Source organism: Actinopolymorpha singaporensis, assembly GCF_900104745.1.
Lineage (GTDB): Bacteria > Actinomycetota > Actinomycetes > Propionibacteriales > Actinopolymorphaceae > Actinopolymorpha > Actinopolymorpha singaporensis.
Genome location: NZ_LT629732.1, coordinates 4,362,803 through 4,384,144, shown reverse-complemented (window position 1 = coordinate 4,384,144; position 21,342 = coordinate 4,362,803). Strand labels below are relative to the sequence as shown.

Sequence of the window (21,342 nt, the reverse complement as noted above, 5' to 3'; positions counted from 1 at the left end):
GCCGGCTACTCGGCGGCGGCCTGGTCGTGGTCCTCCTCGCCGCCGTGATCGTCGGCGGCTACCTCTTCGGCGCCGGAGTGCTGGGCGGCGGCCTCGGCGGATCCGCTCCGCACGAGGAGAAGACCAGTCCCGCTGCCGCCCCCGTACCAGCCACCGAACTCACCCGGCCGCTCGAAGGCAAGGGGTTCGCCTGTTACGCCACGCAGTCCTCGCCGACGACGGTGAGGTCGTGCTACCGCACCGAGTCGGACGGCACCCGGCTGACGGTCCGGATCGCGACCGGAAGCGACGGCGATGCCGCGCTGGTCGAGGTCGACGCCGCGCCGCCTGCCGGCATCCGCGGTCAGCTCCGGCCGCCCGGTGACGCGGTCAGCCCGGTGCGGGAGGTCGTCGAGGTGGTCGGCAGGCCACTGCTAGGGCAGGAGTACGCCGGACTGCCCACGTTCGGCAACGGCGTCGATCAGGCCACGCGCCTGAGCTGGGGTGTGGTCACCTTCAGCGCCCATCCGGAGGCGGCCACCGCGTCGTTCGCGGGTTCGGGCGCGCCGACAATGCCGCGCGGCGCCGACTTCCGGAAGGACCCGGCCGCCATGGCGGCTTCGCTGGGCAAGGCCGGCTACGAGTGCGACGCCGGCAGTTGCACCGGCAGGTCGTCGGCGTACGACGTCCGGGCGAGGTTCTCCGCCACGGAGGTGGCGGTGAGCGCGCTCCGCTACGACGGCAAGGCGAAGGTCACGGACGCAGAACTCAGGCAGCGGTACGGCGACGTGCTGCGCCAGGTCGCTGACGGGCAGGGGTACACCGCGGCGCGGCGGTGGATCGACGGCCACCTGACACCCGAGCACGGTTTCGTGGAAGGCGACGTCGACGGACTGCACCTGGCCGTCGTCCGCACCGGCGAAGGGGACGGACAGCTCACGGTCACTCCGGTGCTCACCGGGAGCCGGTGATCCCCGAACATGCCGGACGTCGGTTGCCACTGGGTAGGTTCGACATGGCGTCAGCGGCGGGCCGAACCATCGATGGCTCGGCCCGCCGCCCGGTCGGCCCCGCGCGAACGGGACCGTCTCGGCCCGTCGGGGTCGCGTCGCCTCTGCTAGAAGCCGCCGCCGAGCACGGGAGGCGGAGCGTCGTCGTCGTTACCGCCCCAGACGTCCTCGTCCTCGTCGAGCCAGGTGGTGCGCTGCTGTTCCTGGCCGCCGTCGTCGCCGGCCATGCCGCCACCCATCATCGGCATCATGCCGCCCATGCCGGAACGGGCTGCCGCGCCAGGGCCTCCCGAGCCGTTCGCGCCGGCTCCGGTGCCGCCGACGTTGAGTGATCCCGCCGGCGCGCCGGCCGGAACACCGCCGCCGGCAAGTCCACCGCCGCCGGGAATCCCACCGCTGCCAGGGACTCCGCCACCTCCGGGGATCCCGCCGCTGGGGAATCCGCCGCCTCCACCGCCGAATCCGCCGGCGCGGGCGGTACTCGTACCGGTGTCGACGTTGCCCGCCCCTCCACCCGGGCCGCCACCGCGGGTGGGGTCGTCGGGGTACCTGTCCTTGTAGTCGGGGATCCCGTCACCGTCGCGGTCGGGCAGGTTGGTCGGGTCGAAGCGACCACCCCCACCCCGGGTCGGGTCGTCGGGGTACCTGTCCTTGTAGTCGGGGATCCCGTCGCCGTCGCGGTCCCTGTTCGGGTCGAACCCGCCACCTCCGCCACGGGTCGGGTCGTCGGGGTACCTGTCCTTGTTGTCGGGGATCCCGTCGCCGTCGCGGTCGCCGGGAATCTTCGGAGGGTCGCCACCGCCACGGGTCGGGTCGTCGGGGTACCTGTCCTTGTTGTCGGGGATCCCGTCGCCGTCGCGGTCGCCGGGAATCTTCGGAGGGTCGCCGCCATCGGGAATCCGGGGATGTCCTCCGCCGCCCGGAATCTTGGGGGCGCCACCGCCGCCACCGGGAATCTTGGGGGCGCCACCGCCGCCACCGGGAATCTTGGGGGCGCCACCGCCGAACCTGCCGGGGTCATCGGACTTGAAGGTCAGCTTCAGGCCCGACGGCGGGGTCGGCATGGCCTTGTTGGCGTCGCCGTACTTCTCCAGCAGCGCTTTGGCTGACGACCGACAGGTCTTCTCCTCGTTCTCGTTGAACTTGAAGTAGGTCATCAGCTTGTTGTTCTCGGTGTCGGTCGTCGGCAGGAAGCCGTGGCACATACCGTCGGTGCTGCGCTCGACCTTCACCTGTGCGGTGGCGTAAATGCCGCCTCCACCGTCGTCGCCGCCGGACATCTCGTCGGAGTCGTAGCACGCCTTTCCGCCCGGAGGGGTGATGATGCTCCCGTCCCCGGTTCCCTTGCGGATCTCGTACTTGATGGTCCAGTCCCACCCGAAGTCGGCCCACCACTTCACCCAGTAGGGAGTGGTCCAGTAGGGCGGCGCGGGAAGGGCCTCGTCCTTCTGCGTGGCCGTGAGCTGGGAGTCGACGTCGGTGAAGATCTGGGCGAAACTCTTGGCCGCGTGGGCGGTCTCGAAGTTGCTGTCGCTCTTCTCGCCCTCGCCGCCGGGCTTGGGGTACGTGCTGTCGGCGGTGTGCGCGATCTCGCGGGTGAACCGCACGATCTGGTTGACCGTCTTGCGGAACTCCTCGGCCGCGTCGCCTTCCCAGCTGCCGTGGCCACCGTCGAGAAGCGTCTTCAGCGCCTTGTCGAGGTCGTCGGCCAGGGTGTCGGCCTGCGCACCGACGTTCTGCCACAACGTCTTGGTGTTGTACGTCGTACTGGCCGACGGAACGGTGTCGGTGTCGGTGTCGGTCTCCGGCATGTGGGACCAGGCACCCCACAGCTTGCCGATCACCTTGGCGTGTTCGGTCTTGTCGAACTCGTCGGTCGGGAAATCCCCCATCACACTCTCCCTCGTCGGTGGATCCGGAGCGCGGTCGCGTCGGTGGCACTACGCCTTGGGCGGGTCGGCGTCCGGGTTCTTCGGATCCGTGGTCGGGGGTTTGATGTTCTCGCCGAGGATCTTGTCGATCTGGCCGACGTTGGCGTGGTTCAGCGCCTCGGCGGAGCGGTACTGGTCGGCGATCTTCCGGGTGGCCTTGGCCAGGCCGCGCAGTGCGGAATAGAGCTCACCGCAGGACTTGGCCGTGTCGGCACGCTTCTGCTCGTAGGTGGACGTCAAGGTCTTGGCGCCACCGAAGTCACCGAGCCGGGGATAGTTGTAGTCGCCCTCCTGCGACTCGGCCATGTGCACCGCGGCCGAGGTCGACTTGTCGTTCCATCCGTCGGCGAGCTCGTCGACGTACTTCGCGAAGGAGTCAAGCGCACCCGGCTCGACCTTTGTCCCCATCTACGGCCACCGTCCTCGTGTGAAAGCTGGCGTACGAACCTCGCCGGCCGGCCGGGAGGTGCCGGCGACGGCGGATCGTCGAACGTGTGCGAACGCCGGCGGGTGGCGTCCGGGAACGACGGTACGCGACCCGATCACCTCGGCGCAGCCGGCGAAGCGGGCCTTGTGGATAACCGCGTGTTCACCGCGATGCCGCGCACCTGTCCGCCGGTGGTGATATGAACACTCGAGCAGGTTTCGACCACCCCCTGGAGCCTTCCGATGACGCGTCGGCGCATCCGTGTCCCCTCTCCACACAGAACTCGAACGGCGCTGGCCGCGGGATCGACCCTCGCGCTCGCCCTCGCCGGTCTCGCCGCCACCACCACGTCCGCCTCGGCCGCTTCCACCGACCTGGTGCTGAACGAGGTGTACGGCGGCGGTGGCAACGCCGGTGCGGCGTACACGAACGACTTCGTCGAACTCGCCAACCACGGCAGCGCCCCGGCGTCGCTGGACGGGTTGTCGCTGCAGTACGGCTCTGCGTCGGGCAACCTCGGCGGTGGTTCCGCGCCTGGGTCCGGATCGCTGAAGGTCGACCTGCAGGGCAGCGTGGCGCCCGGACACACATTCCTCGTCCGGCTCGCGCCCGGCTCCGGCACGGGGCAGGATCTGCCCCGGCCCGACCAGTCCAGCACCGCGATCAACCTGTCCGGCACCGCCGGCAAGGTCGCCTTGGTGCGCGGAACGACCGTGCTCTCCTGCGGCGCCGCCTGCGCCACCGACCCGGCCGTGGTGGACTTCCTCGGCTACGGCGGCGCCAACGACTTCGAGGGACACCCCGCGGCGGCCACCACCAACGCCACCTCCTCGGCCCGCAGCGGAGCGGCGGACGCCCGCGACACCGACGACAACGCGGCCGACTTCACCACCGGCACACCGACTCCGGTCAACGCCGCCGGGGAGACCGGCGGAGGCACCGGCCCCGGTCCCGAGCCCGAGCAGGCAAGCATCCCCGCCGTCCAGGGCCCCGGGCACCGCTCGCCCTTCGACGGCAAGCGGGTCGTCACCACCGGCGTCGTGACGGCGAAGAAGTTCGACGGCTACTGGCTGCAGGACGCGACGGGCGACGGCGACGACACGACCTCCGACGGCGTCTACGTCTACGCCGGCGCCTCCGGCGCGAAGCCCGAGGTCGGCACGACGGTCACCGTCACCGCGACGGTGAGCGAGTTCCGTCCGTCCTCGCGCACCGGTCCCAACCTCGCCCTCACCGAACTCACCGACGCGACCTTCACCGGGGCCGCGCAACAGGAGAAGATGCCGGCGCCGGTCCTGATCGGGCCGGGCGGCCGGGTGGAACGCCGACAGCGGCGACGGCTCGGGTAACCGGGTCGACGTGGAGACTACCGGCGACTTCCGGCCCGACCGGGACGCGATCGACTTCTACGAGACGTTGGAAAGCATGCTGGTGGAGGTACGCGACGCGCAGGTGGTCGGGCCGACCAACAGCTACGGCGAGCTGACCGTCGTACCCTCCGGCACCACCGGTGCACCCCGCACGCGTTCCGGCGGCGTTCGCTACGCGTCCTACGAAACGCCCAACACCGCGCGGCTCACCGTCGACGACGAGATCGTCTACCAGCAGATGCCGGCCGCGAACGTCGGTGACACGTTGACCGGCGCGGTGAGTGGCCCGCTCTCCTACGACTACGGCACTTTCCGCGTCTATCCCACCTCTGTGCCGACGGTCCGTTCAGGTGGGCTGACCAAGGAGGTCACCCAGGCTCCGGCGCGCAACGAGGTGGCGATCGCGACCTTCAACGTGGAGAACCTCGACCCGACCGACCGGCAGGAGAAGTTCGACCGGCTGGCCGAGACGATCGTGCACAACCTCGCCGCACCCGACGTCCTGGCGCTGGAGGAGGTCCAGGACGACACCGGGCCGGAGTGCCCCAACGGTCCTTCGTCCACCTGCACGTCGGACGGCGTGGTGTCGGCGGACCGGACCCTGCGGATGCTGACCGACACGATCGCCGCGGCCGGCGGCCCGGCGTACCAGTGGCGGCAGATCTCCCCGGTCAATTTGGCAGACGGGGGTCAGCCCACCGGCAACATCCGGGTGGCGTTCCTGTTCCGCACCGACCGCGGGGTGTCCTTCGTCGACCGGGCAGGCGGTGACGCGACGACCGCCACGGACGTGGTCCGGCGGGCCGACGGACAGGCGGCGCTCACACTGTCCCCCGGCCGGATCGCTCCCGGCGACGAGGCGTGGCAGGACTCGCGCAAGCCGCTCGCCGGTGAGTTCACTTACCACGGCCGGACCTTCTTCGTGATCGCCAACCACTTCAACTCCAAGGGCGGTGACGAGCCCCTGCTCGGCCGCTGGCAGCCTCCGGTGCGTTCGTCGGAGACGCAGCGGCACGCTCAGGCCGGCCTCGTGCACGACTTCGTGGCACGGATCCAGGCGGTCCAGCCGGACGCGGAGGTGGTCGTCGTCGGTGACCTGAACGACTTCGAGTTCTCGCGTACGAGCCAGATCCTGCAGGATGGCCGGACGCTGGTGAGCCTGCCCTCCCTGCTGGCGCCGGCCGAGCGCTACTCCTACGTCTTCGACGGCAACTCCCAGGTGCTCGACCAGATCCTGGTGAGCCCGGCGCTGATCGGCAACCGGTCGGCCGGCTTCTCCGGTCGGGTGCGTGGGTACGACGTGGTGCACGTCAACGCGGAGTTCGCCGACCAGGTGAGCGACCACGACCCCCAGGTGGTGCGGATCAGCCCGTGACCTCAGCAGCCGCCGGTGCGGTCCTCGCACCGTCCCTGGCGGCCACGGCCCGGCCGAACCTCGCCGACCACTCGCGTACGCGTTCGGCGAGTTCGGGCGGGTTGACGACCTCGAACTCCGCACCCACCACGCCGACCGTCATCAGCACCCAGTCCAGGGAGTCGACCGTCATGAGCAGCCGGCACCGGTCCTCGCTGTTCTCCTTGCCGGCCTCCGCGCTGTTCACTTTGCCGGCGTCCTCGACGGTCGCCCACTGCCCGACCTTGGCGCGAACTTCCTCGGCGGCCGCGTGGACGAGCACCTCCACGGTGGTCGTGACCGAGCGGTTGTCGATCCCGGCCCGGACGAACGCCGCCGCGTCCTCCGCGGGGAGTTCACGGGGGCGGAAGCGGGTGGCGGTGCTGCGGGGTTCGGCCACCCGGTCCAGCCGGAAGCTGCGCCAGTCGTGCCGGGTGAGGTCGTAGGCCACGAGGTACCACCGGCGGCCCAGCGACACCAGGCGGTGCGGCTCCACCTGGCGTTCGCTGCGTACGCCGCCGTGCGCGGTGTAGGAGAACCTGAGCTGCTCCTCGTCGCGGCAGGCCTGGGCGAGCGTGGTGAGGATCTCCGCGTCCACCGTGGGCCCGCCGGTCCACGCCGCGGGCACGGTCACGGTGCGCAGGGTGTCCACCCGCCGGCGCAGCCGCGGCGGCATCACCTGGATGATCTTGGTGAGTGCCCGGACCGAGGATTCCTCGATGCCGGCGATCGCAGCCTGGGTGGCGACCCGCAGGCCGATCGCGACGGCCACCGCCTCCTCGTCGTCGATCACCAGCGGCGGGAGGGCCGCGCCGGCGGCGAGCTGGTAGCCGCCGTCGACGCCGCGGTTGGCGTCCACCGGGTATCCCAGCTCGCGCAGCCGGTCGACGTCGCGGCGCAGGGTGCGTACGGACACTCCGAGCCGGTCGGCGAGCTCCCGGCCGGGCCAGTACCTGTGGGTCTGGAGCAGGGAGAGCAGCCGCAAGGTCCGGGAGCTGGTGTTCGCCATGCGCACAGCATGCCCGACATTGCGGTCAGTTCGTGTCCGCTGAGGACGCGGCTCCACCGTGGGCGCTGGGCGTGGCGGCGTAGGGTCGAAACCATGCCGGAGAACCAGAATGCACAGACCGCCCAGACCGCGCACAGCGACCAGATCCGCAGGACCGACGAGGAGTGGCGCGCCCAGCTGTCGCCGGAGGAGTACGCAGTTCTCCGCCAGGCCGGCACCGAGCGCCCCTGGACCGGCGAGTACGTCGACACCAAGACCACCGGCGTCTACCGCTGCCGCGCCTGCGGGGCCGAACTGTTCCGCAGCGACACGAAGTTCGACAGCCACTGCGGGTGGCCGTCGTTCTGGTCGCCGATGGCCGGGGAGAGGGTGCGCCTGCTGGAGGACCGGTCGTTCGGTACGGTCCGCACCGAGGTGCGCTGTGCGCGATGCGACTCCCACCTCGGGCACGTCTTCGAGGGCGAGGGCTACGGCACGCCCACCGACCAGCGCTACTGCATCAACTCCGTGTCCCTGACGCTCGAACCCGACGAGGGGGCCGGGACGTCGTGAGCCTCGGCAGGCGCTGAGCCAACGCGCACCCCCCGAGCAGACCCGCGGCAGAACCCGGGCGGACCGGGGGTACCTCAGTTCGTGGGGCGTTCGCCGGGAAGCACGGCCTGGATCTCCGCAGCGGCGGCGAGCGCCTCCTCCTGTGGCGGCTCGACGGCACGTACGTCGGGCGGAAGCTCGCCGCCGAACACCGGGCGCACCTCGAACGCCACGTCCAGGATCTGCTCGCGGGTGAACCCGCCGGACCGCAGCTTGTAGCACTCACCGGAGATCCGGCGGTACTCCGCCATGCGTTCCTTCCAGGCGGGGTTGGCCATTCGCTCCTCGTTGGCCTTCATCACCTCGACCAGCCGGTCGAGTGCGTTCTCCAGCCGGATCAACTGCGCCTTGCGGCGCTCGACGTCCATGGTCACCGGCGCCGCCGACAGGTCGTCCCTGCCGCCGAACACCTTCCGCAGCCAGCTCACGCCCGCTCCTCTCCCCTGCTCACCTGAGCATCCACGGCACCGTCCCGGCATCCGCGCGAGCTCACGCGCAATCCACGGCCCGTCCCCCGCCCCAACCTTCACACATGGGCGGTCCGATGCGGGCCGGGCCGCGTCGGTGGTCAGGGCAACTGGTCGACGATGTCCGCGATCGGCTTGCGCCGCCCCGCGAAGAACGGCACCTCCGCGCGGGTGTGCAACCGGGCCTTCGCGCCCCGCAGATGCCGCATCAGGTCGGTGATCCGGTGCAGCTCGTCGGCCTCGAAGGCGAGGATCCACTCGTAGTCGCCGAGCGCGAACGACGACACCGTGTTGGCGCGTACGTCGGGGTAGTCGCGGGCCATCATCCCGTGCTCGGCCAGCATCGCGCGGCGCTCCTCGTCGGGCAGGAGGTACCACTCGTAGGACCGGACGAACGGGTAGACGCTCACGTAGCTCCTCGGCTCCTCCTCCGCGAGGAAGGCCGGGATGTGGCTCTTGTTGAACTCCGCCGGGCGGTGCAGGGCGAGCTGGGACCACACGGGGTCGAAGTGCCGGCCCAGGGCGGTACGCCGGAACCGGTTGTACGCCTCCTGCAGGTCTTCGGCGTCGGCGGCGTGCCACCAGATCAGCAGGTCGGCGTCGGCGCGCAACCCGGAGACGTCGTAGGTGCCGCGGACCACCACGTCCTTGCCGGCCAGCTGCCCGAACAGGTCCTCGACCTCCGCGGCCAGCGCCCGGCCGTCGGCTCCCAGCGGCTCGCGCAGCCGGAACACCGACCACATCGTGTACCGAATCGTCTGGTTCAGGTCACGTGCCTTGGGGCGCGCGCTGCCGGTCTCTTGTCGTGGTGCGCTCATGTGGTCATTGTCCCCGCGGCAGGCAGAGCGGCCAGCACCTGGGTGGCGGCCGACCGGGCACTCGCCACGCAGGCGGGGATGCCGAGCCCGTCGTAGGCGGCGCCGGCCACGGCAAGGCCGGGGTGAGCGGCGACGCCGGCGCGGATCCGCTCGACTCGCGCCCGGTGACCGACGGCGTACTGCGGCAGCGCGCCTCCCCAGCGCCGGACGTGGGTGTCGACCGGTTCGCCCGCGATCCCGGTGGCGGCGGCCAGGTCGGCACGCGCGGCGGCGACCAGTTCCTCGTCGGACCGCTGCAGGTCGGCCTCCTCGCGGTGCCGGCCGATCGAGGCGCGCACGATCACCAGCTCGGGTGCCCGCTCAGCCAGCCAGCCCCACTTGCGGGAGGAGTACGTCACCGCCTTGATCGCCCGGTGCTCCACCGGTGGCACCAGGAAGCCCGAGCCGGGCAGGTCGGCGGGTACGGCGGACGCGGGGTAGGCCAGCGCGATCGTCGCCATGCTGGCGTGCTCGATCCCGGCGAGCTCGCTGGCCGCTCCGGGCGCGACGCTTTCCAGCAGCCGGCTCGCCGGGCGGGCCGGGCAGGCCAGCACCACCGCGTCGGCGCGGACGGTCACCGGTTCCCGGGTGGGGCCGGTGAGGAGCTCCCAGCCGGTGGCGGTGCGGGTGAGCGCGCGGACCGTCGTGTCCGTACGTACGTCCGCTTCGGAGGCCCGGACCACCGCGGGGACAAGCCGGCCGACGCCGCCGTCCAGCCCGGCGAACACCGGCGCGTCGGAGGTGGGCGCGGCCGCCTTGGCGCGGGCGGCGGCGCGCACCAGCGAGGGATCGGTGCGCAGCTGGGCCAGGAGCTGCGGGACGGTCGCCTCCAGGGACAGCTCGTCCGCGTGGCCCGCGTACACCCCGCCGAGAAGGGGCTCGAGGAGCAGGTCGACGATCTCCCTGCCCAGCCGGCGTTCGACGTACTTCCCGATCGACACGTCACCGGTCAGCGGCGGCCCGGGTTCGTGGGGTTCGGCGCCGATCCGGGCGATCGAGTCCGGCCCCAGGATGCCGCCGCCGGCTACCGCCGCCTGGTCGGCGGGAATGCCCATCACGGTGCCCGCCGGAAGCGGACGCAGGCCGCCGCGGGTCCACACCGAGGCGGAGGTGGTGGCGGGATGGCGGAGGGCGTCGCCGAGTCCCACGGCGCGGGCGAGTTCGACCGCTTCCGGGCGCCGGCTGAGCATCGCCTCGGCCCCGGTGTCGACGGGGATCCCGGCGAGCTCGGCAGTGGCCAGCTTGCCGCCGACCCGGGGTGACCCTTCCAGAATCGTCACCCTGAGGTCGGTGCGGCCGGCCTGATGGAGGAACCACGCCGTAGCCGCACCCGCGATGCCGCCGCCGACGATCACGATCTCCCGCATACGCCCACCTTCCCAGACCTGGGGCGGGCAACCTTGCCCGGCCCGTGCGCGTCGGGACAGCACCAACCGGGTGATCATGCCGTACGCCCGCCCTACGTCAGGAACCACGATCATCCCGGCTCGTTCCTCGCGGAGGTCCACCATGACCGGCCCAGAAACCCGCCGTCCGACCCAGCTGATCCAGCCGGCCCAGCCGGCCCGCTCCTCGTGGTTCGCCCGTACGCGTGGACTCCTGCTGCTGGCGGCCGTCGTCGCCCTGGCACTGGCCGGGTGTGCCGGTCAGAGCGCCGAGCGCGCGGGCGGTTCGGCGGGCGGGGGGTCGGCGAGCAAGGCCCACCCTGCCGTCGCACCGGAGTCGGCCGGGCAGCCCGACGAGAGATCCGCTGCCAAATCCGGCACGGACACCGGGGTGAAGGCCGGCGGGGCGAAGGCCCAGCCAGCCGGTGTCGAGCTGAGCGAGCTCCGCCGGTCCATCGTCCGGACCGCCACCCTGGCTATCCGTACCAAGGACGCTCGGGCAGCGGCCCGCCGCGCCGCTTCCCTCGCCGAAGGCGCAGGTGGGTACGTCGCCAGCCAGGAGAGCAGTTCCGACGAGGTCGTGCCCGGGTCCGAAAACCCGGGCACCCCGGGCAGCCGCGGCACGACGAGGACCTCGGCCACCGGGGTGAGCCTGGTGCTGCGGGTGCCTGTCGCGGACTTCGACCAGGTGGTGGGCGCGCTCCGCGAACTGGGCACCGTACGCACCGACTCCCAACAGGCCACCGACGTCACCGACCAGGTGGTCGACGTGGCCAGCCGGGTGAAGAGCCAGCAGCGCAGCATCGACCGGCTGCGCACGCTGCTCGGCCAGGCGAAGACCGTCGGTGAGGTGATGCAGGTCGAGACCGAACTCGCCTCCCGCGAGGCCGAACTGGAGTCGCTGCAGGCCCGGGCCGCCGCCCTCGACGGTCAGGCGACCCTGGCCACGATCCGGGTCGACTTCGAGACCCCGCCGGCGCCGGGCACCGACGACTCCGACCACGCGGGGACCGGGTTCCTTGCGGGACTGCGCTCGGGCTGGTCCGCGTTCGCCGCGACTGGGCAGGCGGTGCTGACCGCGCTCGGCGCGGCGATGCCGTTCCTCGTCTTCGTCGGTCTGTGCGCCCTGGTCGGCGTACCGCTGCGGCGCCGGCTGCGGGCAAGGTCCGCCCGCCCGCCCGCGCCGGTGGAGCCGACACCTCCGCCGGCCGGCTCCTGAGCGGCGCCACCGGCCCTGCGACCACCGGCTGCGGGCGGGCCCGGCGCCACGCACGTCGGGAACCTTCTCCGCCGCACTCGGCACCCGCCAGTTCGCGCCGTCGAGGCGGGGTCAGGGATCAGCCCCGGGCGGACTCGGTGTGCACGAAGTCGACCAGCCGTGCCAGCACGTCCGGGTCGGTCCTGGGCAGGACGCCGTGCCCGAGGTTGAAGATGTGCCCGGGTGCCTTCTGCCCGGCGGTCAGGATGCCGGCCGCCTTCTCCGCCACGATCTCCCACGGCGCGAACACCAGCGACGGGTCGAGGTTGCCCTGCACCGGCCGGCCGTCGACACGGTCGATGCCGGCTGCCAGCGGCACCCTCCAGTCCACTCCCACGACGTCCGCGCCGGCCGCCGCCATGGAGCCCAGCAGCTCACCGGTGCCCACGCCGAAGTGGATGCGGGGGACGCCGAGCGTGCCCACCTCCGCCAGGACCGCCTCGGAGTGCGGCCGGACGTACCGGTCGTAGTCGTCGGGAGCCAGGCTGCCCGCCCAGGAGTCGAACAACTGCACCGCGGACGCACCTGCCTCCACCTGGATGCGCAGGAAGCCCGCGGCGATTGTCGCCAGCCGTCCGAGCAGCTCGTGCCAGACGTCGGGCCGGCCGTACATCAGTGCCTTCGTCGCGGCGTGGTCCTTGCTGGGGCCGCCCTCCACGAGGTAGGACGCCAGTGTGAACGGCGCGCCGGCGAACCCGATCAGCGGCGTGCCGCCCAGCTCGGCGGTGAGCCCGCGGATCGACTCGATGACGTACGGGACGTCGCCGGGCTCGATCGGCCGCAGCGGCGCCAGGTCGTCGAGCGAGCGCATGGGTTCGGCTACCACCGGCCCGACTCCGGGCACGATGTCGAGGTCCACGCCGATGGCCTTCAGCGGCACCATGATGTCGGAGTAGAAGATCGCCGCGTCCACTCCGTAACGGCGAACCGGCTGCATGGTGATCTCCACCACCTGCTCGGGCCGGGTGCACGACTCGAGCATCGGAACGCCCTCGCGCAGCGCGCGGTACTCCGGCAGCGAACGGCCGGCCTGGCGCATGAACCACACCGGGGTGTGCGGCACGGGCTCGCCGCGGCAGGCGCGCAGGAACGCCGAGTCGGCGAGGTCGGTGCCGGTATGGGTCGGGCGGGTCTGTGCGGCGCTGGTGTTCACAGTTTCGAAGCGTAGGCGGTCGGTCCGACAGCTCCGACGGCACCGCCAGCGTGTCCGCCAACGGACACGGTTCGCAGGTTTGTTTCCGTACTTGTCCGGGTATCGCCGGGATTCTCGGCGCGTCGGTCCCCGGCGGGCGGGGGTGGGCCGACGTAGGCTCTCCCGCGTGGCTGCGCGTACGGATTCGAACGCCCCGCCCGAGATTTTCCAACGGGCGCTGAGCGAGATACGTGCCGCACCCTTCCGGCCCGAGATCATCGCCGAGGAGGTGCCGGCACCTCAGCGAGTCGCGCCCTTCGCGGCCGCCATCAGCGCCGACGTCGTCGTCGACGACCTGGATCTGGCCAGCGGCCGGCTCGTCCTGCTCCACCACCCCGAGGGCCACGAGGCCTGGAACGGTACCTTCCGGTGTGTGGCGTACGTCCGAGCGGAGGTCGAGGCCGAGATGGTCACCGACCCACTCCTCGGCGGGGTCGGGTGGTCCTGGCTGGTGGAGGCACTCGACGCCGAGGACGCCGACTACACCGCGCCCAGCGGCACCGTGACCCGGGTCGCCTCGGAGAGCTTCGGCGGAATGGCCGACGAGCCGGCGCGTGCCGAGCTGGAGATCCGTGCCTCCTGGACACCCGTGGACGACGCCCTCGGCCGGCACGCTCTTGCCTGGGGCCGGCTGCTGTGCACCTCGGCCGGCCTGCCGACCGTCCCGGCCGGCGTCGTCCCCATCCCCGGCCGGCGGGTGAGGAGCCGGTGACAGACCAGGCCCCCTCGTTCGGACCCGCGAAGGGTGCACCTGTTCTGCTGCTGAAGCCCCATGACGGCCTGCCACCGGTCATCGACAGTCCGGAGTCGCTCGCCGCCACGGTCGAGGCGTTCGCCGCCGGGCACGGACCGGTCGCCGTGGACGCCGAGCGGGCCTCCGGCTACCGCTACTCCCACCGGGCCTATCTGGTCCAGCTCCGCCGCGCGGGCTCGGGCACCGCGCTGATCGACCCGGTTCGCTGCCCGGACCTGCGCGAGCTCGACGCGGCACTCGCCGACACCGAGTGGGTGCTGCACGCGGCCAACCAGGACCTGCCCTGCCTGGCCGAGCTGGGATTCCGTCCCCGCGCCCTGTTCGACACCGAACTCGCGGGCCGGCTGCTTTCGTACCCCAAGGTCGGCCTGGGCGCGCTGGTCGAGGAGTTGCTCGGCTTCACGCTGGAGAAGGGCCACTCCGCGGTCGACTGGTCGACCCGGCCACTGCCCGAACCCTGGCTGGTCTATGCAGCGCTGGACGTCGAGCTCCTGGTGGAGCTGCGTGACGTACTCGCCGACGCGCTGGACGCAGCCGGCAAGCGCAAGTGGGCCGCGCAGGAGTTCGCCGCACTCGTCGGGCACGAGCCGCGAGAGACCCGGCGAGAACCGTGGCGGCGCACCTCCGGCCTCCACAGGATCCGCAACCGCCGCGAACTCGCCTACGTCCGCTCGTTGTGGACCGCGCGCGACGAAGTCGCCCGCCGGCGCGACATCTCCCCCGGCCGGGTGCTGAGCGACCTCGCCATCATCACGGCGGCGAGCACCAAACCGACCAGCAGGGCACAGCTGGCGGCACTCGGCCCGTTCGAGAACCGCGCCGCCCGCCGCGACCTCGACCTGTGGTGGGCGGCGGTGCGGCGCGCCCGCGAGCTTGCCGACGAGGAACTGCCCGAGCACACCATGCCCTACGACGGACCGCCGCCGGCCCGCGCCTGGGCCGACCGGGACCCGTCCGCGGCCGCGCGGCTGGCCGCCTGCCGGACCAGCCTGCACGCGATCGCCGACCGGTTCTTGCTGCCGGTGGAGAACCTCCTCACCCCTGACTCCGTACGCCGGCTGGCGTGGGATCCGCCCGCCGATCCCACGCCGGAGGCGGTGGCCAAGGCGTTGCGCGAGCGGGGTGCGCGCGACTGGCAGGTCGAGCTCACCGCGGCGGCGCTGGCGGAGGCACTCGCCGCGCACCTGCCCGACCCGGCCTGACCTTTTTCCCCGGACTTCGCCGCCCTCCCCCGGCTTCGCTGCCTTCCCTGACTTCGCCGCCTTCCCTGACTTCGCCGCCTTCCCTGACTTCGCCGCCTGCACCGACGCGGCATCCGCGGTCTGTCGGTGCCGGCTTCTATGCTCCGCGGCGTGAAGCGACCACCCTCGGAAATCCTGGCGCCGACGCCCGGTCGGGCCGAGCCGGCCCATCGGCTGGTCGAGGCCGTGCGTGCAGGTCTGGCCGCGGCCGCCGACCCAGAGCGGGCGGAGCGGATGCGGGCGTACATGAAGTCGGAGATGCCGTTCCGGGGCGTGCCGGCACCGGTCGTGAGCAAGCTGTGCCGGCAGGTGCTGGCCGCACATCCCCTCGGTGACCGGGCCTCCTGGGCGGCCACCGTCCGCGCCCTGTGGGACGACGCGGCGTTCCGCGAGGAGCGCTACGCCGCGCTGGCCCTCACCGGGCACCGCGCCTACCGCCACTGGCAGGACCCCGGCACGCTGGACCTCTACGAACACCTCGCGGTGACCGGCGCCTGGTGGGACTACGTCGACGAGATCGCCGCCAACCGTGTCGGCCCCATCCTGGCCGGGGATCCCGCGGCCGTCGCTCCGGTCCTGCTCGAATGGGCGGCGGGGGAGGACATCTGGCTGCGCCGGGTCGCCATCCTGGCGCAGCTGAAGGCGAAGGGCGCCGCCGACACGGCCCTGCTGCGCGCGTGTCTGGAGCCGAGCCTGGGCCGGTCGGAGTTCTTCCTGCGCAAGGCGATCGGGTGGGCGCTGCGGGAGTATGCCGGGACCGACCCCACCTGGGTGCTTGCCTACGTCGCCGAGCAGAAGGACCGGCTCGCCCCGCTTTCCCGCCGGGAGGCGCTGAAGCACCTTCCGCCCGCGGACGCGGACGACCCGGGCGACGGCCCGGGACGAACGAGTTGACCCGGATGCCGCGCGTTCTTGTTACCAGTGAGTAGCATCAGGGGTGTCAGGCAACCAGTCAGGCAAGCCCGACGGTCCGACGACGAGGAGAGCGACGTGCCCCGTGAGCTCCGTGACGTGGTCTTCGTGGACGGCGTCCGTACGCCGTTCGGCAAGGCAGGCGGCATGTACGCCGAGACCCGCGCCGACGACCTGGTGATCAAGTGCATCCGCGAGCTGCTCCGCCGCAACGCGAGCCTGCCGGCCGAGCGGATCGACGACGTCGCCATCGCCGCCACCACCCAGACCGGCGACCAGGGCCTGACCATCGGGCGCACCGCCGCCCTGCTGGCCGGGCTGCCGAAGACCGTTCCCGGCTTCGCGGTCGACCGGATGTGCGCGGGTGCGATGACCGCGGTGACGACCACCGCGTCCGGCATCGCCTTCGGCGCCTACGACGTCGTGATCGCCGGCGGGGTCGAGCACATGGGCCACCACCCGATGGGCGAGGGAGTCGACCCCAACCCGCGGATCATCTCCGAGAAGCTGGTCGACCCGTCCGCCCTGGTGATGGGCCAGACAGCGGAAAATCTCCACGACCGCTTCCCCGGCATCACCAAGGAACGCGCCGACGCCTACGCCGCGGCCAGCCAGCGCAAGCTGGCCAAGGCCTACGCCGACAACGCCATCCAGCCCGACCTCGTGCCGATCGCGACCCGCAGCACCGAGGAGGGCTGGGGGCTCGCCACGGTCGACGAGCCTCCGCGCCCGGACACCACCGTCGAGGCACTCGCCCAGCTGCGTACGCCGTTCCGGCCGCACGGCCGGGTGACGGCGGGCAACTCCGCCGGCCTCAACGACGGCGCGACCGCCTGCCTGCTGTCCTCGGAGGAGGTGGCGAAGGAGCTGGGCCTGACGCCGAAGATGCGGCTGGTCGCCTACTCCTTCGTCGGGGTCGAGCCGGAGGTGATGGGCGAGGGCCCCATCCCCGCCACCGAGAAGGTCCTCGCCCAGGCGGGGCTGACGATGGACGACATCGGGCTGATCGAGATCAACGAGGCGTTCGCCGTTCAGGTGCTGGCGTTCTGTGACCACTTCGGCCTGCGTGAGGACGACCCGCGGCTCAACCCCTACGGCGGGGCGATCGCCGTCGGGCACCCGCTGGCGTCCAGCGGGGTGCGGCTGATGCTGCAGCTGGCCAGGGAGTTCGAGGACCGCCCGGACGTACGCTACGGCCTCACCACGCTGTGCGTCGGCATCGGCATGGGCGGCAGCGTCGTCTGGGAGAACCCCCACTGGCAGGGCGCCGCGTGAGCGGGCACCACGACCGAAGCGCATCAGGAGGCACCGTGACCAGCCCGACCACCCTCACCCGGGACTTCGCCGCCGTCTTCCCCGACGAGGTGGTGACGCACGCACACGTCCGTGACGTCGACCTTCCCTACGGCGCCGGAACGATGGCGTTGATCACCCTCGACAACGGCCTCGACCACACCCGGCCCAACTCGTTCGGCCCGAAGGGGCTGGCCGAGCTGGACGCGGCCATCGAGTCCGCCCTCGCCCGCGAGGACGTCGCGGCGATCGGCATCACCGGCAAGCCGTTCATCCTGGCTGCCGGCGCCGACATCAGCGGCATGCCCCGGATCACCCGGCGCGAGCAGGCCAAGGAGATCGCGCGGTACGGCCACGAGGTGTTCGGCAAGCTCGACGACGGTCGCAAGCCGTCGTTCGGGTTCATCAACGGCCTGGCGATCGGCGGCGGGCTGGAAGTCGCGCTCAACTGCACCTACCGAACGGTCATCGCCACCGCGCCGGCAGTGGCGTTCAGCGAATGCTTCCTCGGCATCCTGCCCGGCTGGGGCGGCACCTGGCTGCTGCCCAACCTCGTCGGAGCCGAGCGGGCGGTGAAGGTGATCATCGAGAACGCCCTGAACAACAACCGCATGCTGCGCGGGCCGCAGGTCCAGCCGCTCGGCATCGCCGACGCGACGTTCGAGGGCGCCGACTTCCTGGAACGCTCCCTCGACTGGGCCGGGCAGGTGCTCACCGGACGGGCCAGGGTGGAGCGGGCGCCGGTCGACCGGGGCGAGGCGTGGGACGCGGCCGTCGCCCGTGGCCGCGCGTTCGTCGACGCCAAGCTGCACGGCGCCGCGCCGGCGGCGATCCGCGCACTCGACATCATCGCGGCGGCGAAGACCTGTTCCAAGGAAGAGGGTTTCGCGCTGGAGGACGACGCGCTGGCCGACCTGCTGATGAGCGAGGAGCTCCGGTCGGGGCTGTACGCGTTCGACCTGGTGCAGCGGCGGGCGAAGAAGCCCGTCGGCGTCCCGGACAAGTCGCTGGCCAGGCCGGTGACGAAGGTGGGCATCGTCGGCGCGGGCCTGATGGCCAGCCAGTTGGCGTTGCTGTTCGCCCGCCGGCTGCTGGTCCCCGTGGTGCTCACCGACATCGACGACGAGCGGGTCGAGAAGGGCCTGTCGTACGTCCGCGGCGAGGTGGACAAGCTGGCCGCGAAGGGCCGGGTGAGTGGTGACCAGGCCAACCGGATGAAGGCACTGGTCACCGGGTCCACCGACAAGCACGTCTACGCCGACTGCGACTTCGTGCTCGAGGCCGTCTTCGAGGAGATGAAGGTCAAGCAGCAGGTCTTCGCCGAACTCGAGGGGATCGTCTCCCCCGAGTGCGTCCTCGCCACCAACACCTCGTCGTTGTCGGTCACCACGATGGCGAGCAAGCTGGCCCATCCCGAACGCGTGGTTGGATTCCACTTCTTCAACCCGGTGGCGATCCTGCCGCTGCTGGAGGTCGTCCGCGGGCAGCGCACCGACGATGCCAGCCTGGCGACGGCGTTCGCCACCGCCAAGGGCCTCAAGAAGAACGCGATCCTCGTCAAGGACGCGCCGGCGTTCGTCGTCAACCGCATCCTGACGAGGTTCATGGGCGAGGTCACCCGCTGCGTCGACGAGGGGACGCCGGTGGAGGTCGCCGACCAGGCGGTGCTCCCGCTCGGCCTGCCGATGACGCCGTTCGTGCTCCTGCAACTCGTCGGGCCGGCCGTCGGCCTGCACGTGGCCGAGACGCTGCACGAGGCGTTCCCCGACCGGTTCTACGTCTCCCCCAACCTCCAGCGGCTGGTCGCGGCGAACAAGCCTGGCCTGTGGTCGTGGGACGCCCAGGGAAAGCCGTTCCTCGACGACGACACCCGTGCCCTGCTGGAGCAGGGTGACCGGCCCTCCACCGCCGAGCAGGTGCGCGAGCGCGCGATGGCGGCGGTCGCCGACGAGGTACGCCGGCTGCTGGACGACGGCGTGGTCGCCGACGCACCCGACGTCGACCTGGCGATGATCCTCGGCGCGGGCTGGCCGTTCCACCTGGGCGGCATCACGCCCTACCTCGACCGCAGCGGTATCGCCGAGCGGGTTACCGGGCGGCGGTTCCTCCCGGTCGGAGTCGCCAGTCTGCCGGCCTGAACGCCGTACACCCGGCCGTACGACCCGGCCGGTCGACCCGGTGGTCTCTCGCAGGAGCCCGTACGCCGGTCCGCTACGGTCCGGGCGTGGCTGCTTTTCGAACCCCGCAGGTCACCCTGTTCAGCGAGGACGTTTCCCGGGCCGCGGCCTTCTACGCCGGCCTGGGATTCCGTGAGGTGTTCCGGGTCCCCACCGAGGGGGCTCCCATCCACGTCGACCTGGTTCTCGACGGTTACCGGCTCGGAATCGCCGCGGTCTCGTCGGTACGCGACGACCACGGCCTCGATCCCGTTCCCACCGGCCAGCGGGCGGCCGTCGTCCTGTGGACCGACGACACACCTGCCGCTCTCGCGCGGATCGCCGCGACAGGAGCTCCGATCCTCGCCCAGCCACACGAATGGCTCGGCCGACTGCTGATCGCGTGGACCGCCGACCCCGACGGCAACCCGATCCAGGTGGTCCAGCACCTCTGAGCGCATTCTTCCGCGGAAGAATCGACGGGCCGGGCGGCCCGTCGGCCCGTCGGCACGGCTTCCGCGCTTCACCGGAAGCCGTGCCGACGGCGCAGCTCTGCTCGAGCCTGCTAGCCCCGGCCGGCGCGGCCCTGCTGGTCGCCCGTCCCGACGTTGCCGGTCACCAACCGGGACCGACGGCGGCCGTACGCGAAGTAGATGACCAGTCCGATCAGCATCCACACCAGGAACCGCAGCCAGGTCTCCACCGCGAGGTTGAGCATGAGGTAGAAGCAGACCAGCGCGGAGACGATCGGCAGCGCCGGCACCAGCGGCGTGCGGAAGCCGCGCTGGAGGTCGGGCCGGGACTTGCGCAGGACGAGCACACCGATGCTGACCAGGATGAACGCCGCCAGCGTCCCGACGTTGACGAGCTCGGCCAGGACGTCGATCGAGGTGAACGCCGCGAGCAGTGCCGCCGCGACGCCGACCACGACGGTGACGACGTAGGGCGTACGGAACCTCGGGTGGACCTTGGCGAACACCGGCGGCAACAGGCCGTCGCGAGCCATCGCGAACGCGACCCGGCTCTGCCCGAGCAGCAGGATCATCACCACGACGATGATGCCGACGGCGGCACCGACGGAGATGATCCTGGCCAGTGCGGGGTGCCCGGCGTGGGTCATCGCGGTGGCCAGTGGCGCCGCGTCGGCGGGGTCGATCTTCTTGTAGCTCTGGATGCCGGTCACCACCAGGCTGACGGTGACGTAGAGGACGGTGCAGATCGCCAGCGACGAGATGATCCCGATCGGGAGGTTGCGCTGCGGCTTGCGGGTCTCCTCCGCGGTGGTGGCCACCACGTCGAAGCCGATGAACGCGAAGAACACGACCGCGGCACCGCTCATCACCCCGGCCCAGCCGAACGCTGCCGGCTGCATGCCGAACAACACCTGCACCAGCGGTTCGGTGAGGCTGCCGCCGCCGCCCTTGGTGGGCTGGCTGGGCGGAACGAACGGGGTGAGGTTGGCGGTCTTGACGAAGAAGATCCCGGCCAGCACGAACAGAAGGGCAACGCCGACCTTGATCGCGACGGCGACCTGGTTGATCCGGCTGGACAGCTTGATGCCGAGGACGAGCACCGCGGTCAGGGCCAGGACGAGCAGCCCCGCCGGGAGGTTCATGAACCCCTCCTTGGTGTTGGCCACCGACGCGGGTATCTGCAGCGGCGTGCCCTGCAACGCGCTGGCGAGGTAGCCCGACCAACCACTGGACACCGCCGCGGCGCCGACGAAGAACTCCAGGATGAGGTCCCAGCCGATGATCCACGCGATCAGCTCGCCGAGCGTGGCGTAGGAGAAGGTGTACGCCGAACCGGCCACCGGCACGGTCGAGGCAAACTCCGCGTAACACAGGGCGGCGAGCCCACAGGCAACCGCCGCGATCACGAACGACAGCGCCACCGCCGGACCGGCGTACGTCGCCGCGGCCGTGCCGGTGAGCACGAACAAACCGCCACCGATCGTGACACCGACACCGAACACGGTGAGGTCGAGCGCACCGAGGTTCTTCCTCAGCCGATGCTCCGGCGCCTCGGTGTCGGAGATGGCCTTTTCGACCGGCTTGGTGCGCATGACCGACGTCGATCCGCGCGGGTCCTGAGAATTCATCGGACCAACGTAGAGG

Annotated in this window: 19 protein-coding genes; 11 read left to right on the top strand and 8 right to left on the bottom strand. The window is 71.6% G+C overall.

Annotation, left to right across the window (positions count from 1 at the left end):
* Positions 1 to 26 precede the first annotated feature (26 nt).
* Positions 27 to 950: a hypothetical protein gene (locus tag BLU27_RS19680; protein ID WP_092655143.1), complete on the top strand. Its 924-nt coding sequence runs from the start codon at positions 27 to 29 to the stop codon at positions 948 to 950.
* Positions 951 to 1,096: 146 nt separating this feature from the next.
* On the opposite strand, the gene BLU27_RS19675 is transcribed toward BLU27_RS19680, so the two are convergent.
* The gene (locus tag BLU27_RS19675; protein WP_092655142.1) at positions 1,097 to 2,881 is read right to left on the bottom strand and encodes a WXG100 family type VII secretion target; all 1,785 of its coding nucleotides are present in this window, start codon (positions 2,879 to 2,881) and stop codon (positions 1,097 to 1,099) included.
* A gap of 48 nt (positions 2,882 to 2,929) precedes the next feature.
* Complete coding sequence (locus BLU27_RS19670) at positions 2,930 to 3,328, bottom strand: hypothetical protein (protein ID WP_092655141.1); 399 nt, start codon at positions 3,326 to 3,328, stop codon at positions 2,930 to 2,932.
* A gap of 261 nt (positions 3,329 to 3,589) precedes the next feature.
* Between BLU27_RS19670 and BLU27_RS19665 the strand changes: the two genes are divergently transcribed.
* The gene (locus BLU27_RS19665) at positions 3,590 to 4,696 is read left to right on the top strand and encodes a single stranded DNA-binding domain-containing protein (protein ID WP_092655140.1); all 1,107 of its coding nucleotides are present in this window, start codon (positions 3,590 to 3,592) and stop codon (positions 4,694 to 4,696) included.
* Positions 4,697 to 4,706: 10 nt separating this feature from the next.
* Positions 4,707 to 6,092: an endonuclease/exonuclease/phosphatase family protein gene (locus BLU27_RS19660; RefSeq protein WP_092655139.1), complete on the top strand. Its 1,386-nt coding sequence runs from the start codon at positions 4,707 to 4,709 to the stop codon at positions 6,090 to 6,092.
* Here the strand turns inward: BLU27_RS19660 and BLU27_RS19655 are convergent.
* Positions 6,082 to 7,119 (bottom strand): helix-turn-helix transcriptional regulator, encoded by a 1,038-nt coding sequence (locus tag BLU27_RS19655; protein ID WP_092655138.1) that lies wholly within the window; start codon positions 7,117 to 7,119, stop codon positions 6,082 to 6,084. The genes BLU27_RS19660 and BLU27_RS19655 overlap by 11 nt on opposite strands.
* Before the next feature lie 93 nt (positions 7,120 to 7,212).
* Here BLU27_RS19655 and msrB point away from each other — a divergent pair, with 93 nt between their 5' ends.
* Complete coding sequence (gene msrB / locus BLU27_RS19650; protein ID WP_092655137.1) at positions 7,213 to 7,671, top strand: peptide-methionine (R)-S-oxide reductase MsrB; 459 nt, start codon at positions 7,213 to 7,215, stop codon at positions 7,669 to 7,671.
* 74 nt (positions 7,672 to 7,745) lie between these two features.
* Here the strand turns inward: msrB and BLU27_RS19645 are convergent, their stop codons facing one another.
* The 3 genes from BLU27_RS19645 to hemG all read right to left on the bottom strand — a co-directional run bounded on the left by BLU27_RS19645 (position 7,746) and on the right by hemG (position 10,515).
* Complete coding sequence (locus tag BLU27_RS19645) at positions 7,746 to 8,138, bottom strand: hypothetical protein (RefSeq protein WP_092655136.1); 393 nt, start codon at positions 8,136 to 8,138, stop codon at positions 7,746 to 7,748.
* A 140-nt stretch (positions 8,139 to 8,278) separates the two neighbouring features.
* Positions 8,279 to 8,995 (bottom strand): hydrogen peroxide-dependent heme synthase, encoded by a 717-nt coding sequence (gene hemQ, locus BLU27_RS19640; protein WP_092655135.1) that lies wholly within the window; start codon positions 8,993 to 8,995, stop codon positions 8,279 to 8,281.
* Positions 8,992 to 10,515 (bottom strand): protoporphyrinogen oxidase, encoded by a 1,524-nt coding sequence (hemG, locus tag BLU27_RS19635; protein WP_241827526.1) that lies wholly within the window; start codon positions 10,513 to 10,515, stop codon positions 8,992 to 8,994. Before hemG ends, hemQ begins: the two co-directional genes overlap by 4 nt.
* A gap of 28 nt (positions 10,516 to 10,543) precedes the next feature.
* On the opposite strand from hemG, the gene BLU27_RS19630 reads away from it, so the two are divergent.
* Complete coding sequence (locus BLU27_RS19630) at positions 10,544 to 11,638, top strand: DUF4349 domain-containing protein (protein WP_157728702.1); 1,095 nt, start codon at positions 10,544 to 10,546, stop codon at positions 11,636 to 11,638.
* Between the two features lie 118 nt (positions 11,639 to 11,756).
* Here the strand turns inward: BLU27_RS19630 and hemE are convergent, their stop codons facing one another.
* Positions 11,757 to 12,830, bottom strand: a complete 1,074-nt coding sequence (gene hemE, locus BLU27_RS19625; RefSeq protein WP_092655132.1) for a uroporphyrinogen decarboxylase — start codon at positions 12,828 to 12,830, stop codon at positions 11,757 to 11,759.
* Positions 12,831 to 12,996: 166 nt separating this feature from the next.
* Between hemE and BLU27_RS19620 the strand changes: the two genes are divergently transcribed.
* The 6 genes from BLU27_RS19620 (at position 12,997) to BLU27_RS19595 (ending at position 19,680) form a co-directional block, all read left to right on the top strand.
* Positions 12,997 to 13,581 (top strand): DUF3000 domain-containing protein, encoded by a 585-nt coding sequence (locus BLU27_RS19620; RefSeq protein ID WP_092655131.1) that lies wholly within the window; start codon positions 12,997 to 12,999, stop codon positions 13,579 to 13,581.
* Positions 13,578 to 14,825 (top strand): ribonuclease D, encoded by a 1,248-nt coding sequence (locus BLU27_RS19615; protein ID WP_092655130.1) that lies wholly within the window; start codon positions 13,578 to 13,580, stop codon positions 14,823 to 14,825. Before BLU27_RS19620 ends, BLU27_RS19615 begins: the two co-directional genes overlap by 4 nt.
* Before the next feature lie 150 nt (positions 14,826 to 14,975).
* The gene (locus BLU27_RS19610) at positions 14,976 to 15,758 is read left to right on the top strand and encodes a DNA alkylation repair protein (protein ID WP_241827525.1); all 783 of its coding nucleotides are present in this window, start codon (positions 14,976 to 14,978) and stop codon (positions 15,756 to 15,758) included.
* Positions 15,759 to 15,854: 96 nt separating this feature from the next.
* Positions 15,855 to 17,051 (top strand): thiolase family protein, encoded by a 1,197-nt coding sequence (locus tag BLU27_RS19605; protein ID WP_092655128.1) that lies wholly within the window; start codon positions 15,855 to 15,857, stop codon positions 17,049 to 17,051.
* Positions 17,052 to 17,086: 35 nt separating this feature from the next.
* Positions 17,087 to 19,207: a 3-hydroxyacyl-CoA dehydrogenase NAD-binding domain-containing protein gene (locus BLU27_RS19600; RefSeq protein WP_092655127.1), complete on the top strand. Its 2,121-nt coding sequence runs from the start codon at positions 17,087 to 17,089 to the stop codon at positions 19,205 to 19,207.
* Between the two features lie 86 nt (positions 19,208 to 19,293).
* Positions 19,294 to 19,680: a VOC family protein gene (locus BLU27_RS19595; RefSeq protein ID WP_092655126.1), complete on the top strand. Its 387-nt coding sequence runs from the start codon at positions 19,294 to 19,296 to the stop codon at positions 19,678 to 19,680.
* A 110-nt stretch (positions 19,681 to 19,790) separates the two neighbouring features.
* On the opposite strand, the gene BLU27_RS19590 is transcribed toward BLU27_RS19595, so the two are convergent.
* Positions 19,791 to 21,326, bottom strand: a complete 1,536-nt coding sequence (locus BLU27_RS19590; RefSeq protein ID WP_092655125.1) for an amino acid permease — start codon at positions 21,324 to 21,326, stop codon at positions 19,791 to 19,793.
* Between the last annotated feature and the right edge of the window lie 16 nt (positions 21,327 to 21,342).

Coding starts and splice junctions, on each gene's coding strand:
- BLU27_RS19590 (WP_092655125.1), bottom strand. CDS start 21,326: ATGAATTCTCAGGACCCGCGCGGATCGACGTCGGTCATGCGCACCAAG.
- BLU27_RS19655 (WP_092655138.1), bottom strand. CDS start 7,119: ATGGCGAACACCAGCTCCCGGACCTTGCGGCTGCTCTCCCTGCTCCAG.
- BLU27_RS19675 (WP_092655142.1), bottom strand. CDS start 2,881: ATGGGGGATTTCCCGACCGACGAGTTCGACAAGACCGAACACGCCAAG.
- hemG (WP_241827526.1), bottom strand. CDS start 10,515: ATGATCGTGGTTCCTGACGTAGGGCGGGCGTACGGCATGATCACCCGG.
- BLU27_RS19665 (WP_092655140.1), top strand. CDS start 3,590: ATGACGCGTCGGCGCATCCGTGTCCCCTCTCCACACAGAACTCGAACG.
- msrB (WP_092655137.1), top strand. CDS start 7,213: ATGCCGGAGAACCAGAATGCACAGACCGCCCAGACCGCGCACAGCGAC.
- BLU27_RS19630 (WP_157728702.1), top strand. CDS start 10,544: ATGACCGGCCCAGAAACCCGCCGTCCGACCCAGCTGATCCAGCCGGCC.
- BLU27_RS19670 (WP_092655141.1), bottom strand. CDS start 3,328: ATGGGGACAAAGGTCGAGCCGGGTGCGCTTGACTCCTTCGCGAAGTAC.
- hemQ (WP_092655135.1), bottom strand. CDS start 8,995: ATGAGCGCACCACGACAAGAGACCGGCAGCGCGCGCCCCAAGGCACGT.